10 protein-coding genes and 1 tRNA gene are annotated in these 14,985 nt (G+C 46.6%); 1 reads left to right on the top strand and 10 read right to left on the bottom strand.

Translation table 11 applies throughout. The features are described from left to right. Nucleotides 1-16: 16 nt before the first annotated feature. From T359_RS0107210 to T359_RS0107170, 9 genes are all read right to left on the bottom strand, one after another. Nucleotides 17-1,207: an alanyl-tRNA editing protein gene (locus T359_RS0107210; RefSeq protein WP_035783923.1), complete on the bottom strand. Its 1,191-nt coding sequence runs from the start codon at nucleotides 1,205-1,207 to the stop codon at nucleotides 17-19. A 45-nt stretch (nucleotides 1,208-1,252) separates the two neighbouring features. Then, nucleotides 1,253-4,471, bottom strand: coding sequence for an Ig-like domain-containing protein (locus tag T359_RS0107205; protein ID WP_026516886.1), 3,219 nt, complete (start codon nucleotides 4,469-4,471; stop codon nucleotides 1,253-1,255). 137 nt (nucleotides 4,472-4,608) lie between these two features. Further along, a complete protein-coding gene (locus T359_RS0107200; protein WP_026516885.1) occupies nucleotides 4,609-5,118 on the bottom strand; it encodes a CarD family transcriptional regulator in 510 nt (169 codons plus the stop codon). 138 nt (nucleotides 5,119-5,256) lie between these two features. Next, nucleotides 5,257-5,847, bottom strand: coding sequence for a GNAT family N-acetyltransferase (locus tag T359_RS19660; RefSeq protein WP_035783917.1), 591 nt, complete (start codon nucleotides 5,845-5,847; stop codon nucleotides 5,257-5,259). 1 nt (nucleotide 5,848) lies between these two features. After that, nucleotides 5,849-6,286 (bottom strand): hypothetical protein, encoded by a 438-nt coding sequence (locus T359_RS0107190; RefSeq protein WP_026516884.1) that lies wholly within the window; start codon nucleotides 6,284-6,286, stop codon nucleotides 5,849-5,851. Beyond that, a complete protein-coding gene (locus T359_RS0107185) occupies nucleotides 6,279-8,135 on the bottom strand; it encodes an EAL domain-containing protein (RefSeq protein ID WP_026516883.1) in 1,857 nt (618 codons plus the stop codon). The genes T359_RS0107190 and T359_RS0107185 overlap by 8 nt, the downstream gene beginning before the upstream one ends. 95 nt (nucleotides 8,136-8,230) lie before the next feature. Continuing rightward, a complete protein-coding gene (locus T359_RS19655) occupies nucleotides 8,231-10,621 on the bottom strand; it encodes a hypothetical protein (RefSeq protein ID WP_035783916.1) in 2,391 nt (796 codons plus the stop codon). Between the two features lie 101 nt (nucleotides 10,622-10,722). Then, complete coding sequence (locus T359_RS0107175) at nucleotides 10,723-12,030, bottom strand: alpha-amylase family glycosyl hydrolase (protein WP_026516882.1); 1,308 nt, start codon at nucleotides 12,028-12,030, stop codon at nucleotides 10,723-10,725. A gap of 11 nt (nucleotides 12,031-12,041) precedes the next feature. Next, nucleotides 12,042-12,977 (bottom strand): phosphatase PAP2 family protein, encoded by a 936-nt coding sequence (locus T359_RS0107170; RefSeq protein ID WP_026516881.1) that lies wholly within the window; start codon nucleotides 12,975-12,977, stop codon nucleotides 12,042-12,044. Between the two features lie 210 nt (nucleotides 12,978-13,187). Here T359_RS0107170 and T359_RS0107165 point away from each other — a divergent pair. Beyond that, a tRNA-Met gene (locus T359_RS0107165) sits at nucleotides 13,188-13,261 on the top strand. An 82-nt stretch (nucleotides 13,262-13,343) separates the two neighbouring features. On the opposite strand, the gene T359_RS21450 is transcribed toward T359_RS0107165, so the two are convergent. After that, the gene (locus T359_RS21450; protein ID WP_026516880.1) at nucleotides 13,344-14,843 is read right to left on the bottom strand and encodes a GDSL-type esterase/lipase family protein; all 1,500 of its coding nucleotides are present in this window, start codon (nucleotides 14,841-14,843) and stop codon (nucleotides 13,344-13,346) included. Nucleotides 14,844-14,985: the final 142 nt, after the last annotated feature.

Here is a 14,985-nt window from a genome sequence, read left to right as displayed (position 1 = left end):
TTTTTGGTAAAAAAGCTTAAAGCGTTGAAATCAAGTCGTAAACCGCATCCGCATCAACCAAAGCCCCGCTGATGCTGCCCTGTATCATGGCACTGCTGCCGCCTCCCTTGGCGGCGAATTTCTCTTTCATAAGCTCCTGGAGCTTTTTAAGATCCTTTTTGTCCGCTCCGGATGCGATGATATATTTGCAGCTGTTTTCTCCTGCCTTGGCAAAAAAGCCGCAGACTCCGGAGTGTCTTGCTGTAAGGGCGTTGACGGTCTTTCTCATAAGATTGCCGTCCACATCCTGATTCTTTATCAGGATAACGTCCTTTTTATCCTTGTCTATGGAAGAAAGCTCATATTCCATAAGCTCTTCCCTGGCCCCTGTCAGCTCCGCCTTAAGGCTCTTGTTCTCCTCAAAGGCCTTCTCCACTGAAGAAAGAACTTTGTCCGCAGAGGTGGTGAGCATTCCGGAAAGACTTCCTAAGATCTCATGCTCATTTCTCAGATACTCAAGAGCTCTCTTGCCGCAGAGAATGCTGACTCTGACGCCGCCCTTGTAGTTCTGAAGGCTCACAACCTTAAGAAAACCGATCTCGCCGGTTCTTGCCACATGTGGCGCGCAGCAGGCGCAAACATCATAGCCCGGAATGGTCACGATCCTGACGTCCCCTTCCAGTTCCTTTTTACTTCTGTAATCGATTTCCGCAAGCTTGGATGAATCGGGAAATTCCGCGATAACTTCGATATTTTCCCAGATGGCGGCATTGACCTTGTCCTCGATCCTAGCGATATCCTCTTTGGTAAGAACACCGTCATAGTCCATGGTGACTTCATTATCACTTAAGTGGAAGCCCACATTGTTATATCCGAAATCCGAGTTCACAACTCCGGAGAAGATATGCTCACCGGTATGCTGCTGCATGTTGCTGAAGCGGTGAGCCCAGTCGATGACGCCAAAGACCTTGCTGCCCGGAGCTATAGGCTCTGACACCATATGCTCCATCTCATCACCGATACTCACATGTGTGACCTTGTACTCTTTTCCTCCTTCATCGGTGAGAGTTCCTGTGTCTGAGCTCTGGCCTCCCTGCTCAGGAAAAAATGCGGTTCGGTCCAGGACCACCGCATACTTTCCGTCTTTTGTCTCATGGCAGGATAAAACCTGCGCATCAAACTCACTAATATATGCACTTGTATAATATAATTCTTCTGTTTTTCCCATAGATGTTATTCTACCACATCCGCAGGAATTTAGGGAAGTAAAGTGCTACTTCACTGTAACCTTACACTTCAAAGTCTTCTCCTTGCTTCCGTATGGCGTATAGGTTGCCACAACCACAACGGGCTTGGAGGTCTTCTTCAGGGCTGTGATAAGGCCTGAGGAGGCATCCACAGTAACATAGGCTGAGTCCTCAGGATTCTGCAGACTGTAGGTCACAGCTTTTCGCAGTGATGCTGTCTTGGAACTGTCCTTGGTATCAGGAACTATGGTCACCTTGAGTCTGTACATCTCATTGGCGTACATGGTCACAGACTTCTTGTTGAGACTGGCCTTTTTCACAGGGACATAGACCATAATATAATCGCTTATGCCGTAAACCGTGCCGTCCAGAGCGCAGGTTGCCCTTACCCTTACGGTTCCCTTGCTGATTCCCTTAAGTACGCCGGTCTTGGAATTGATGGTGGCAGCGCCGCTTCCGACGCCCTCCTCGATGGACCAGATCACCTCTTTGTTTATAGGGGCATCCTCAGGCTCTCCGCCGTTAAACTTCGGGATGAGCTTAAGGGTCTTATTTTCGGCGACACAGTCGGTTTTTCCTGTTATCTCTATGCTATTTACAGGCTTACCCACAGTAACTTTGCAGCGGGCACGCTTGTTTCCGTCAAAACTTGTGGCTGTGATGTAGGCAGTTCCCTCGGAAAGAGCCGTGACAAGGCCGGTATTCTCATCAACCCTGGCCACATCTGTATCAGAGCTTTCAAAGCTGCATTTCTGGCTTCCCTGAAGGGGCTGTACAACAGCTTCCAGCTGGTACTTATTTCCAGCTCCCAGCTTTAAAGTCTTTTTATTCAGCTTTACGCTTTTGGCCGGTGATGTGACCGTAACTTTGAAGGATGCGGTAAGGCCACCGGTTTTAGTTGTGGCAACAATGATGGCAGAGCCTATTTTCTTAGCCTTGATCTTGCCCTTTGCGGAGATGGTGGCCACCTCTGTATTAAAGCTCTTAAAGGTAACCTCATTGTCCACAACCACAGGACTTATCACGGACTTGACGGTAAAGCTCTTACCCAGTCCCAGAGTCAGCTTGCTGAAGTAATAATCCACATTTCCGTTGCTGCTGGCGTATATATCATCTTCATCCTTGGCGGAAACAATGGTAAGTTCCACAGGCCTGTTTTCAACTACTATCTTGAAGGTGGCCTTCTTTTCGCTGCCGTCTATGGTAGTCGCGGTGATCGTCGAAGTGGCTCTGGCCTTTCCGTTGGTGGAAAGAGCTGTGACAACTCCGCAGTAATCCACCTCCGCTGCGGTTGTATTGGAGGAAGTCCAGACCAGGCCCGGATTGGTGGGCTCAGCGTTATTCTTTCCCACCACATGGACCAGCTGTCCCAGGTTGATGTAATTATCGGTACTTCCGTTGGCATAGATAGTTGCTGTTGTCTTGTCAAAATAGACATTGACCGCCGGAATCTGCTTAATAGCTACTCCCGCGGGAATGATATGCACCAGTGCAGAAGCTGTCTGGGTGCCGGTTATAACTCTGGCGGTTACTTTTACAGGCATTACCTCATCATAGGAATCCGCCAAAATAGCCTTGAGATAGCCTCTTCCGCTGATGGTGGCATAGGATGCGTTACCTGCTCTGTCGGCATTTTCAACGCTCCAGGTGACATCTACCTCTTTTCCCGAGGCGTCATAGGCTATAAAGGTGAGGCCCTTGCCGTTATCAACGGGGATGGGGTCACCTGTAACAACATTGCCGTCCACCGTCAGATATGAGATCACTGCTTCAGGCTCATTTACCCTTATTCTGAAGCTTCCCCTCACAGAGTCGGAGTCCTGGGAAATGGCATAGATATAGGCCGTGCCTCTGGATACTCCCGTAACGGCGCCTTCGCTGTCCACGGTGGCCACAGCTTCGTTATTACTCTCCCATCTGACGTTCTGGGGGGCTGTGGCGGGAGACACCACTGCCTGCAGATAGCTTTTTTCACCGACTGTTATCTCATCCCTGGAGCCCTCAGCCAGGAAAATTTTAATTTCCTCAGCTATTTCCGCCAGGATCCTTATCTCCAGAGTGTCAAAAATTATACTGTCTACCTCAGAGGAAGCAACCAAAGTAACCTTACCGGTCTTTTTTGCCGTAAGGGATGCGGTATTTCCTGATGTATATACCTTAAGATCCGCAAGTTCTTCGGGATCAGCCATTTCTCCGTTGTCATCACAGGCTTCTCCAAGGCTCCATTCCACTGTCTGGGAAGCACTTACCGGAGAAACCACTGCTTTGTACTTCTCTTCCTGTCCAATTCTTATGACATCATTTCCGGAGACATCCACCTTCTCGGGATCCGCAAAGATAACATGGATCCTGACCCTGGCGGTCTTGGAAGGTTTTTCCTTGGATACGGCCGTAACAAAGGCATATCCGGGAACAATGCCCTTCACAACGCCTTTTTCATCAACAACGACTTTACTTGTATCAAGACTGCTCCAGGTCACTTCCTGCTTCGAGGTAAGAGGTGTTATCTGAGCAGTCAGGGTTACAGCCCCTGCATCCCCGGGCTTAATATCAATCTCACTGTCTGTAACTTCTTCATCGCCTACATAAATGTGGACCACTTCATCCTCCGCCCATCTGGCATACAGTGTGTGGTCTGTTTTTAAAGTAACCGTGGTGGTTTCCGTTACCAGTTCACTTTCATCCGGAGAAAGACTCCAGCCGGTAAATCTGTAGCCATACAGCGTGGGCAACGGCATAACTCCGTAGACGCTTCCTATCCTTACGTATTTCTCGGTAACTGAGACATTTCCGCCGTTGGCATCAAAGGTGACCACAAGGCTGGAAGCATCGATCCACTGGGCATAGAGAACTATGGTGCCGTTTTTGGCCCTGACAAGATCTATGACCTCTTCCTCGGGACCGTAATAGGTGCCGCTGCCGTCATCCTTGGTATTCCAGCCCGCAAACCTGTAGCCCTCATAGGTAAAAAGGTTTGCTGACAGCTTGACTGCTTTTCCAAACTCAGCGGTGGTGGCTGCCATGGAGCCCTTTCCGCCGTTTCCGGAATAGTAAATTATATATGTGCCCTCCAGGGCCTCAAGATCCGTCTCATCTATATCAAGCTCTGTTGCAGCATCCTCCTGCACAGTTTCTTCTTCGTTTTCAGTTAAAACATTATTCTCTGTCTCCGCAGCATAGGCAGGCACAGAACCTGTCGCAATCATCACAGCTGCCAGAAAAGCCGCAAGAATTCTTTTTCTCATATATGTGCACCTCAAAATTCACAGAATAAAGGGTATCATTATATATATCGGATCTTTTCCTGTACTCTTTAACACAAAAACAAAAAAGAACTGCCGCAACATGCGCGACAGTTCCATATCAAGCCTTAATATTATGTTCAGACGAAGAGCTCTGCAAATTCATCGAGTACTCTTTCCTTGATCTCGTCCTTCTCAACTTCCAGTGAGAACGCAAGCTCAGTGTAAAGGAGCTTCTCGGAAATTGAAAGATACTTCTCATTAAGTGCGGCAAACTTCTTGCCTGCTGCCTCGCGGTCAGCCTTGATCCTGCGAAGTGCCTTAACAAGACCCATCATCTCTTCTGCTTCGTTCCTCTTAACGATATCCTGGATAACAGGCTCAGCCTTCTTGCCCTCAGGCAGTACAGCCTCATCAATATCCTCGATATCTTCTATCAATCCCTCGGCATCATTAGCGCAAATGACCTCACGTACCTTATCCTCGGCGCCCTCTACAGGAACATAAAGAACGCTTCCGGCATCAACAGCGGAAATCATCATGTAATACTGTTTCTCTTTTCCCCTCTCAAGAAACGACGGTACGAGGATCTCTCGAACCTTACATAAACCATGACTACCGTAAATAACGCACTCTCCAATATTCAGCATTGTGTTCCTCCTTACTGTGAAACAAAAATCAACCAATTGTGAAAGCGCTTTCATCCCGAGGGACAAAAAAACGTGTACTGAAGAGATACTGCCCCCACAGTCCACGTCTTCTTTCAATGCGTTAATTATAACACGATATTACAAATTTTGTAATACTTTTCCGGTGTAAAATTTGTGACTTTTTTGTGTCCAATAGTCCACATCAGTAATGACGTTGATATGCTCTACTTTGGTCTCTCCAAGCATGATAACTCTGCACATTGTGTTGGTATGATGGTACTTAAACCCGCATTTTGCCTGGACTCTTTTTGACTTATTATTCCCGTTAAAGTAGCCGCAGTAGATTTTCTTAAGTTTCAGATCTTCAAAGCCGTGACGGATCATCTCCCGCACTGCTTCCGGAGCAATTCCCTGCCCCCAGAAGGGCCGTCCTACCCAGAATCCCAGCTCGGCGCATCCTCTGTCCAGGGGCCTTTCCGGGCTTCCCTCCAGAGTAAGCCCTATGCTTCCGATGGGCTCCTCATCATAGTCCTTAAGGCAGATGGCATAGACCTCATCCTTGGCAAAGATGGTCCTTATCACAGCCCGGCTGTAGCCCTCATCCCTGTGGGGGAGCCATCCGGCTGCGGGGCCCACCTCCCTGTCACTGGCGTATTTAAAGAGGCTGGCAGCATCCTCGTCTTCCCAGCCTCTAAGTATCAATCTCTCTGTTTCCAATACTGTTTTCATCTTAGTGGCTCATGTAATTGAATCCTGTTTTTGCTGTAAATGCGTCAAAATATTTCTTGAACAAGGTAAAATATTCCGCCTCCTTATGCATAGCTTCCGGAGTCAGGTAAAAGATAACATTACCGCTCTTAATATCACATTCGATATCATGGCGGGGATCCAGTGCATCGATATCCTTAAAGGACAGACCGTATTTCTGTCTGCAAAAATCATCCTTGTTGTCCATGTCCATGGTCTCCTCAATGATCCTGCCCTTGGTCTTGATCAAATCGTCCACAAACTCCAACACGATATGATGGGCGATGTTAAAGGAACTGAGCTCATATCCCACCAGGCGCATGTCGGATATGATCCTGTCAAAGTCCACAGCGGTATTCAAAAACGGATCAACCTGATTTTCACCATAGCAAAATACTGCATTATAAAGACCTTCATTCATAGCTATTCTCCTTTTTTCCGTTGTCAAAAAGTCCCTTCTGATCCTTTAAAAACTCCAAATAAGCCTCTTCCGATATGGGTCTCGAATAATAAAAGCCCTGCAGATACTCGACGCCCTTGTCGATAAGGAGCTTGGCCTGATCCAGTGTCTCCACACCTTCCGCCAGGATATGAAGTCCGAAATCCTTGAGGAAGTTGATGGTATAATCCAGCATCCTCATGTTCTCGGGCTTATCCGGGTCAAGACAGTTCCAGACGAATTCCTTGTCCATTTTTACCAGGAAATAATCCATCTTGAGGATTTCCAGAAGATTGGAATAACCGGATCCGAAATCATCCATGGAAAAGGTACTTCCAAGGTCCTTGAGCTTTCTAACGTTCTCTTTAAACACCTCATCATTGTTTATGTAAGAGGTTTCAGTTATCTCGAAATTGATAAAATTCGGCGGGATATGGTATTTTTCCATCTTGTGCCTTAACCTGTCATGGGTCTGGGCATCCACCACCTCATTTCCCGACAGATTGACCTCCACCACCTTGATTCCGTAACTTGGAAGATTCGCTCTGGAAATGAAGGAGCACACCTTCTCAAATACGAGATCGTCGATTTCCTGGATAAGACCACATTTTTCCGCAATGGGAATGAAATCCTCAGGAGAAATGTAGTTCTCGGTCTGGGGTCTTCTGAGTCTGACCAGAGCCTCCGCCGAGGAGAAGGTTCCGTCCGCCACACAGAGGATCGGCTGATAGTAAACATCAAAGGCCTTTAGCTTGACCGCCTGTCTCACAATGTCCTCGATGCTGTTTCTGAAGATCATCTTGTCCACAACGCTGTCATCAATGACAAGATTCGGGATGTACTGGCTAAAGACGTAATCGTTGGAAACATAGTCAAGGATCTGTATAGCCTCATCAATGTTGTTGGTATACTTCGGAACTTCAAGGACGCTGAAGGTGGTCTTAAACATATTTCCGGTATCCTTAAAGCTGTTCACAAGATTCATGAAGGCCTCAACCTTCCTGGGATCCGACACCACAAAATCCAGGGTGTTCCAGCCTGATGTATAGGCCACGGTTCCCACATAGGACTGGGCAAGTCTTGCTATCTCCGACTGAATATTTCTAAGTTCCTGCCTGTCTGCCCAGGTCAGTACGTTGCTTTTTCCGGTAAGAATAACCGACAGGATAAAAAAGCTCTTGCCGGTGCTGAACTTCTCCACCAGCATCATGATAAAGGCATCCCGGTTCAGAACATTCTGAATCGACTTTTCATAGTACTCTCTCGGATTCTCCATGGAGAGGAAAAGAATAAGGGACATCAGCATCATGGCGATGGATGAAACCTGAATTCCATGATTGAAGAACTGGAAAAGAGAAAGAGCTGCCCATACCAGAAGCCCCGTCACAATGGGTCTGAACTCCTCTTTTTTTATCCTTCCCCTGTAAATTATGATTCCGATCAGAGTAGCGAATATGTACAAAAAGCCCATGAAGTAGCAATGATTTATGGCGGGACCGTAGTTATAGTACATACCGTCGGGGGTTCTTGCATATCTCACATTTCCAAACAGCATCAGCACAACGCCGCTAACCATTGGAATTGCCATAAGGCATGCTATTCTTTTGGAAATCAGTCTGTTGAGAGTCAGCTTGGAATAGGCATAAACAGCCATAAGATAGGCCGCCACCAATAGCGTTGAGACGTAGAAATTCTGGGTTGCCCTTCTCAAAGTGAGAAAAGTTGAGTCCAGATACACGAAAACAAGACACTCCAGAATCTCGCCAACAATGTTTATATAGGCCATTACTACGAATATTACAAAAATGCGCGCTGAAGAAAGCTGCAACATACTCCTTCTGGCGTATATACCAAGCAGCACCGTTAAGACCAATATAACGATTAAAGGTGTCCGAATTTCCATAAATAAATTATATTATAAAATCGTTAATCCAACAACTTATTTGCGTTCACAGCCATGGTATAAAAGCTTGTTATAGGGTAAAAACTCTGGGCAAATCCCTTCGGTGCTCCCTTGCCCACAATAACCGTATCCTCGGTTAACTTTTTGGCAAAACCGGCTCCGGAGTCGTCACCTCTCGTGGCCTTTTTAAAGGTCTTAATGCCTGCCTCCAGATATGAAGGATCCCCTGTCAGCTCATAACCGATGCAGCAGGCCTCCAGAAGCAGGGTATTTTTCCCGTTTCTTCTAAGGCTGGGAAGCTCCTTGTAGTAGAAAAGTCCCTGGGGCGTTCTTGCATTTTCCAGAAGATCATCCACAGCCTCCACCATCATGGCCTTCAGCTCTTTGTCGGGAAATACCCTGTAGTATCTCATAAGTGAACCAAGAGCCACAGAGATCATAAATCCAACTCTAATGGTGGTATTGTCTGTATAGGGTGAAAGCCAGCCCCCGTAGCGCTCCTTCCAGCTTCTGAACTGAGACAGTATCCAGTCGCACTTCGAGATCCATTTTTTATCATGGGTCTCGATATACAGGGCCGTGAGGGTCCTGAGGGCCCAGCCGGTCTCTCTGGCGCTGCTCTCTCCCGCCACCTGATACATTGGGGTATCCAGGAGCCTGAGGACATTGTCGCCGATGCCAAGAGCCGTATCATAGGCTCTTTCATCTCCGGTAAAATGATAATAGTCAAGAAGGCCTTCCACCCACTCGTGGCTGCAGACCATCACACCGGCATTGCCCTTTCCGTTCACGGATCCGCCGGTATGCTTTCTGGTGTGCTCCCACTGCCCCCCCATCAGCAGAGGATCCTGGCTGTAATGGCACACATCCACATCCATCCAGTGCATGGCCGCAACTCTTGCGTAGTCCAAAAAGCGCCTGATCCCGGTCCTGGCGTACATCATGAACATGGCATGGGGGTAATCGTATTCATTATTGGTCCAGACAAGGTCACCGCCGCCCCGTCCCTGGTCCGTGTATCCGGGATCCGGGCCGTCACCGAAATTCAGCATGCCATAGCATCTGGTATGGGTGTCTGCCTTATCTATAAGTTCTATCTCCACATCATCGATCTGTTTTTCACGGGGTAAAAAGATATCAGGAAATACCTTGGCTTCTGCGAAAACCTCAGGGTCCACATATGCAACGTCAGGCATCTGATAAATAAGGCTCCTGTTATCAAGCTCATACAGGGGCTCGTCGCACTCATGGAAATGAAGGAGAAATCTCTGCTCTCTGGCCATTCCGGAGGTGAATAACACAGGGTCTGCCTTGGACAGCGCAGCTATCTCCTTCTGATCCGGAATAAGGTATACGGTAACGCCGTTCTTATCAGCCTTCACAGCCTTTGGGAAGTTCTGGAAAGCCTGATAAACAGTGGCGCAGACTCCAAAGCCTTTTTCCTTGTCCGTCAGATCCGCAAAAAAGGTTCCGTACAAAACCTCTGCGAACTGCTCATTGGCTTCGGAAAGGAGCTTCTCCGCCGTTATGGTATTGGCCACATTCTCACCGGTTTTGCTTATCTTGAACTGGGTCTTAAAATTGGATCTTCCTGTTACTGTCCTGACCTTAAGATCCTCATGTCCCTCTGAAAAATCATATTCTTCAAGGTCTTTGGTTCCTATTGTCTCTATCACATTATCGCCGGATACGTTTTCAGTTTTTTCAAAAGAAAGCTCTGCATCAGCGGATGACTTTACGGCAAATATCCAGGAATCCGGCCTGATATCACCCTCAGTGCAGTTGAAGAGCCTTACAGAGATATCCAGGTATGACTTTCCTGCAGTCATGGCTATCCGCACAGTAAACTTAAGGCCTTCCCCCGATAAAGAAAGAGCATCTGTACTATCCGCAAATCTTCCGCTTCCCTCAATAACTCCGTATATAGAGCCGGTTTCAACCACTTTGAATTCATCAAACACAGTAGCAAGGTGCTTTCCCATCACAGTAAGGATGGGGCCCTCGAACTGCCCGGCGTCATATTTTTGCCCCAAATAGCAAAGTCCGGAGAAGAGTCTGTCAGAGTTATTCTGCACAGTGAAGGAAAGGACATCATTCTGCATACTTATGCTGTTTCCGTCCCTTTTTACTTTGATGCCCTGAAAGCTCTCTTTTTTATTGTCATTATCCAGTTTAAAATCTTTTTTCTTATTACCGGGTAGATCCGCCAGGAATCTGGCATAAATGAATCTGATGGAGTCATCCTCCCATCTGGAGGTTATCTTGAACTGGGCAGGAAGATTCCTGTTGTCGTCTTTTATGCATAAACATTCAAAGTCGCGGTCAGAAAGACTGCCTTTTTTGAAGGGAATGCCAAGCCCCAGAAGTTCGCTGTATCTATCGTCCTTGTATAGCTTATCAACGTGTATCTTCATAGTAAGCCTCCCGGCATCTGTAGCCGAAATCCAATACATAAATATACATACATATATTACTAATATAACACGCTGATAAGCCAAACACCTAATTAAATTTTTCAGAAGGGCTGAAGGATATAGCCTGTATAGGGCGGAATATCCAGACCTCCTCCGAAGTCGATCTCATCGCCTGTTATCAGGTCCTTTGCCCTGCCGGCTCTGGCGTTGAAATCCGCATGGAACTGATTTTCATCAGCATTTATCACTACCATAACCCTGTCCTCAGCACACTCTCTTTCAAAGATGCACTGGCGGTTTGTGAGGACAAGGGATTTGAAATCGCCGTAGCTGAGGGCCTTGGAGATCTTTTTTGCCTCACAAAGATGAGCTATTGTATCCGTAAGCTCAGTCCACCGGGGCTCATCAAAGCAGGGACGAAGGGCAGGATCTCCCTGGGATTTGTCCGCCTTGGTGCCCCACTCGCTTCCGTAATAGACCGTGGGGATACCGGGCATGCCAAACATCAGAGTGTAGATGAGCTTTAAGTGCTCCGGCCTCTGTAGTATGCTGGCAATACGGCTCACATCATGGTTATCTACGAAGGACAAGAGGTGCTTTCCTCTGTAAAGTGTCCAGTTCTCCGGTCCGAACTGCCGAAGAAGTGAATGAACTATCTCGAACAGGTTCATACTGTTGAGGGCTGAATGCATGCCCTTGTAGCACTCATAGTTGGTGGCTGAATGGCAGAGCTCATCACCCATGATGCGGTTGTAGTCACCGCCTATCATTTCGCCCATGAGGAAAAAGTCCTCTTTCCAGCCGGCACTCTCTCTTCTAAGTCTTTTGATAAATTCAGTATCAAGGCAATAGGCCACATCCAGGCGAAGTCCGTCAATGTCGAATTCATCCACCCAGAATTTGGCACTTTCCAGGAGGTAATCGGCAACAACCGGGTTCCTTAAGTTCAGCTTTACCAAGTCATAATTGCCTTCCCAGCCCTCATACCACAGGCCGTCGTTGTAATTGCTGTTTCCGTCAAAGCTTATGTTGAACCAGTCCTTATACTGGGAATCCCAGCGTTTTTCCAGGACATCCTTAAATCCGAAAAAGCCTCTTCCCGCGTGATTAAACACGGCGTCCAGAACAATCTTTATACCCTCCTTGTGAAGGGCCTTGCAGACCTTCTTGAAGTCCTCGTTGGTACCCAGGCGCACATCGATCTTGCGGTAGTCCCTGGTATTGTAGCCATGGGTGTCGGACTCAAACACGGGATTAAACATAACCGCCCCCACTCCCAGCTTTTTGAGATGAGGGATCCAGTCCAGGACCTTCAGTATCCTGTGTTGGAGGTCACCGTCATTTTCAAAGGGTGCACCACAGAATCCCAGCGTATAGATCTGATAGAACGAAGTCTCATATGCCCACATAACAAACCTCCTTAGTGCTCGTCTTTCCAAATTTTATCCATAGGAGCAAAAGCCATAGGATATACCCCCACCGCTACAAACAGTGCCAGGAAGTATCTGAAGAACCTTACGAAATAAGCATAGAACGTAGGACTTTCCAGGAACTCACTTGAAAACGGCAGCTTAAGGACCTTGTTCATGGCAAAAAAGATCGCAGCACCGCAGAGAACTCTGACAATGACCCTGAGGGGCTTTTGGGTGTTTTTGAAATCAACGAATCTCTTATCGAACTCCAGGGATAAGAAGAATCCTCCCATAAGTCCCATGGACGAATAATAGTCGTCTGTCTTGCAAAAGAAGAATCCCACACAGGCTATAAGAAAAATAACTAAATTGACTATTCCGCGCTTTTCCTCAGGAACTATTTTATCCAATAGGGTTACGAATCCCACTATCAAAAGTCCGAAGAGCCATCCGACCAGCACATCCGTAGGATAGTGAACACCTACCGCCATTCTGGAAAGGCCCACCAGCAGCGGAACGAGTGTGGCGATATAGAAAAAGATTTTTTTCTTCTGATATACCGCAATGGAGCTGTAGCAGGTTACAGAGTTGCAGGAATGACCGCTGGGGAAGGAGTATCCCTGGGCCGAAATATCATAGATGTTCGCCTCCTTATCAACAGGCCTCAGGCACTTGATCTGGGGGTTGTCAAAATACGGTCTTCTCCTCATGGCGATATTTTTTACCAGAGGATTCATCACGCATCCCAGAAGTATGCTGTATCCCACGAAGGTTCCCATCTTTTTGTCGATGCCCCAATACAGAAAACCCATAATGAGCACCAGTATCATCTCTTCGCCAAAGGAGGAGAAGAAAGATATCACGCTGATGGCTGCACCCCCGAACATTCTTTGCAGCATTTCCATGAATATCACTTCAAACTGAAAATAAAAAGTATTCCCCATTACTGCTTCCATAATTGTTCCTTTCGTCGAAAAGCCACTTAAAATGGCACATTCTCATCCACAATACTCTTATATTATAATGATATATCGTTTACTTGTGTTTAACAAAAAAAATTCCATAAAAAAAATTAAAATTATTGTTGACAAACATATCTCCTTAGAGGTATATTATCTAAGTCGGTTGCGACAAGCACCGAAAACAACACATATGGCGAGGTAGCTCAGCTGGCTAGAGCACGCGGTTCATACCCGCGGTGTCGAGGGTTCAAGTCCCCCTCTCGCTACTACAACAAAGATTCGGGAAACGCTTAATTCAAGCGATTCCCGTCTTTTTTATTTATTCAACACGCAGACAAAAGTGACTTTTTAATCAGCTGATGATCCCCCATCAGCCTGGTCGGTGGAGTTTTCATTTCCGGATTCATTTTCGCCTTCTTCCGATTCTCCGCCTTCCTCTTCTTCGGACTCTTCTTCCTTATTTTCTTCCTCTTCTTTCTTTTTCTCTTCTTCCTCTTTCTTTTTCTCTTCCTCTTCTTTTTTCTTTCTCTCTTCCTCTTCGGCTTTCTTTTTCTCTTCCTCTTCCTTTTTCTTTCTCTCTTCCTCTTCGGCCTTCTTTTTCTCTTCCTCTTCTTTTTTCTTCTTTTCTTCCTCTTCGGCCTTCTTTTTCTCTTCCTCTTCCTTTTTCTTCTTCTCTTCTTCGGCTTTCTTTTTCTCTTCCTCTTCTTTTTTCTTCTTCTCTTCCTCTTCAGCCTTCTTTTTTGCTTCTTCCTCGTCTAAAGAGCTGGCTTCTGAAGCCGCAGCACTGCTGCTTTCAGTGCTGGAAGTTGAGGCACTCTGACCTTCTCCGGAACCTGTCATTATGTCCATGAGGTCCTTAAGCTTGTCTTTGTCGATTCCAGACTCATTGCCCATCGAAACCTTGATCTTGTTCGGGTCGGGCTTGATATACTTGACTACATATTCGCCGTCATCAGAAATTCCCGGCACAGGATGCTCTACTATATACCTGAATATTGCCTCACACCCTTTTCCCGAATAATGAAGTCCGTCACCGCCGTTATACTCATACTTAACCTGTCCGTCAGATCCTTTGAGGATCTCGGCGATATTAAGATAGAAAATGTGCTTCTCCTTTGCGGTTTTAAGAAGAAAATCATTGTACTTGTCTATCAATGCATTCTGCACAGTATTTTTGTAAATTCCGTTATCGTCCACGGGACCTATGGCCACAAGTACAATATTGGAATTGGGCGCCATCTCTATCACGCTGTCTATAAGAGAAATAAAAGTATTCTGATAATGGCTCTCACTGGGATCATTGATTCCGTTTACTCCCAGAAGCATATAGATGACCGGAGCCTGATGAGACCCCAGATAAGATTTTAAAGTATACTCTTTACCGGCATTGTTAATAAACGTATTGGATGCAAAAGACGGATGTGAAATACCGATCTGGGCAAGGGCGGCATCATCATTGAAAAAGCCGTAATTGACCATGGAAACCGTTCTGGAATCCCCCAGGAATACGCATCTGTTAAGGTATCCGTCCTTCGCGCCTTCTTTTTTCGCAAGTATAGTAGTATCCGGAGTAGATTCGGTCTTCATTCCGGCGGTTGCGGTCTCGACTTTGGGGATATCTTCCTCGCCGGCAGCTGCATTTTCGCCAGCGCCGTCAATAATCATATCGTCACTTACACCATGGGCTGCCATGCCCCCCTCACCCAAAGCACTGTCTTTGGAAACCTTTATGAACGCCATGACCAGAATGATTGCAATGGTAACTGCAATAATAGCTGAGGATACGATGATCATCTCCCTTTTACCAAGGCTCTGCATCATCCTCTCCAGCCTTCTTCTAATTGTCATTTTCTTACGTTTCCTATATCTCTTCTTCCGCATCCGGATCCTTTTCTCCTTCAATGAAGTCATAAATGATTCAAATAAAGTATATCACTAAATAATAAAGCGAAAACCAATATTGGGTCTTCGCCTTATTATTTACTGCATT

Origin of the sequence: Butyrivibrio sp. MC2021, assembly GCF_000621605.1 — a bacterium.
In the GTDB taxonomy this organism is placed as follows: Bacteria; Bacillota; Clostridia; order Lachnospirales; family Lachnospiraceae; genus Butyrivibrio.
Note: the sequence above shows the minus strand (reverse complement) of the source record. Positions and strands in the feature narration are given on the sequence as shown.

Bases quoted from the DNA above. Each gene is read 5' to 3' on its own strand.
- T359_RS19655 (WP_035783916.1), bottom strand. From the start codon at position 10,621: ATGAAGATACACGTTGATAAGCTATACAAGGACGATAGATACAGCGAA.
- T359_RS0107210 (WP_035783923.1), bottom strand. From the start codon at position 1,207: ATGGGAAAAACAGAAGAATTATATTATACAAGTGCATATATTAGTGAG.
- T359_RS0107175 (WP_026516882.1), bottom strand. From the start codon at position 12,030: ATGTGGGCATATGAGACTTCGTTCTATCAGATCTATACGCTGGGATTC.
- T359_RS0107185 (WP_026516883.1), bottom strand. From the start codon at position 8,135: ATGTTGCAGCTTTCTTCAGCGCGCATTTTTGTAATATTCGTAGTAATG.
- T359_RS21450 (WP_026516880.1), bottom strand. From the start codon at position 14,843: ATGACAATTAGAAGAAGGCTGGAGAGGATGATGCAGAGCCTTGGTAAA.
- T359_RS19660 (WP_035783917.1), bottom strand. From the start codon at position 5,847: ATGAAAACAGTATTGGAAACAGAGAGATTGATACTTAGAGGCTGGGAA.
- T359_RS0107200 (WP_026516885.1), bottom strand. From the start codon at position 5,118: ATGCTGAATATTGGAGAGTGCGTTATTTACGGTAGTCATGGTTTATGT.
- T359_RS0107205 (WP_026516886.1), bottom strand. From the start codon at position 4,471: ATGAGAAAAAGAATTCTTGCGGCTTTTCTGGCAGCTGTGATGATTGCG.
- T359_RS0107170 (WP_026516881.1), bottom strand. From the start codon at position 12,977: ATGGGGAATACTTTTTATTTTCAGTTTGAAGTGATATTCATGGAAATG.
- T359_RS0107190 (WP_026516884.1), bottom strand. From the start codon at position 6,286: ATGAATGAAGGTCTTTATAATGCAGTATTTTGCTATGGTGAAAATCAG.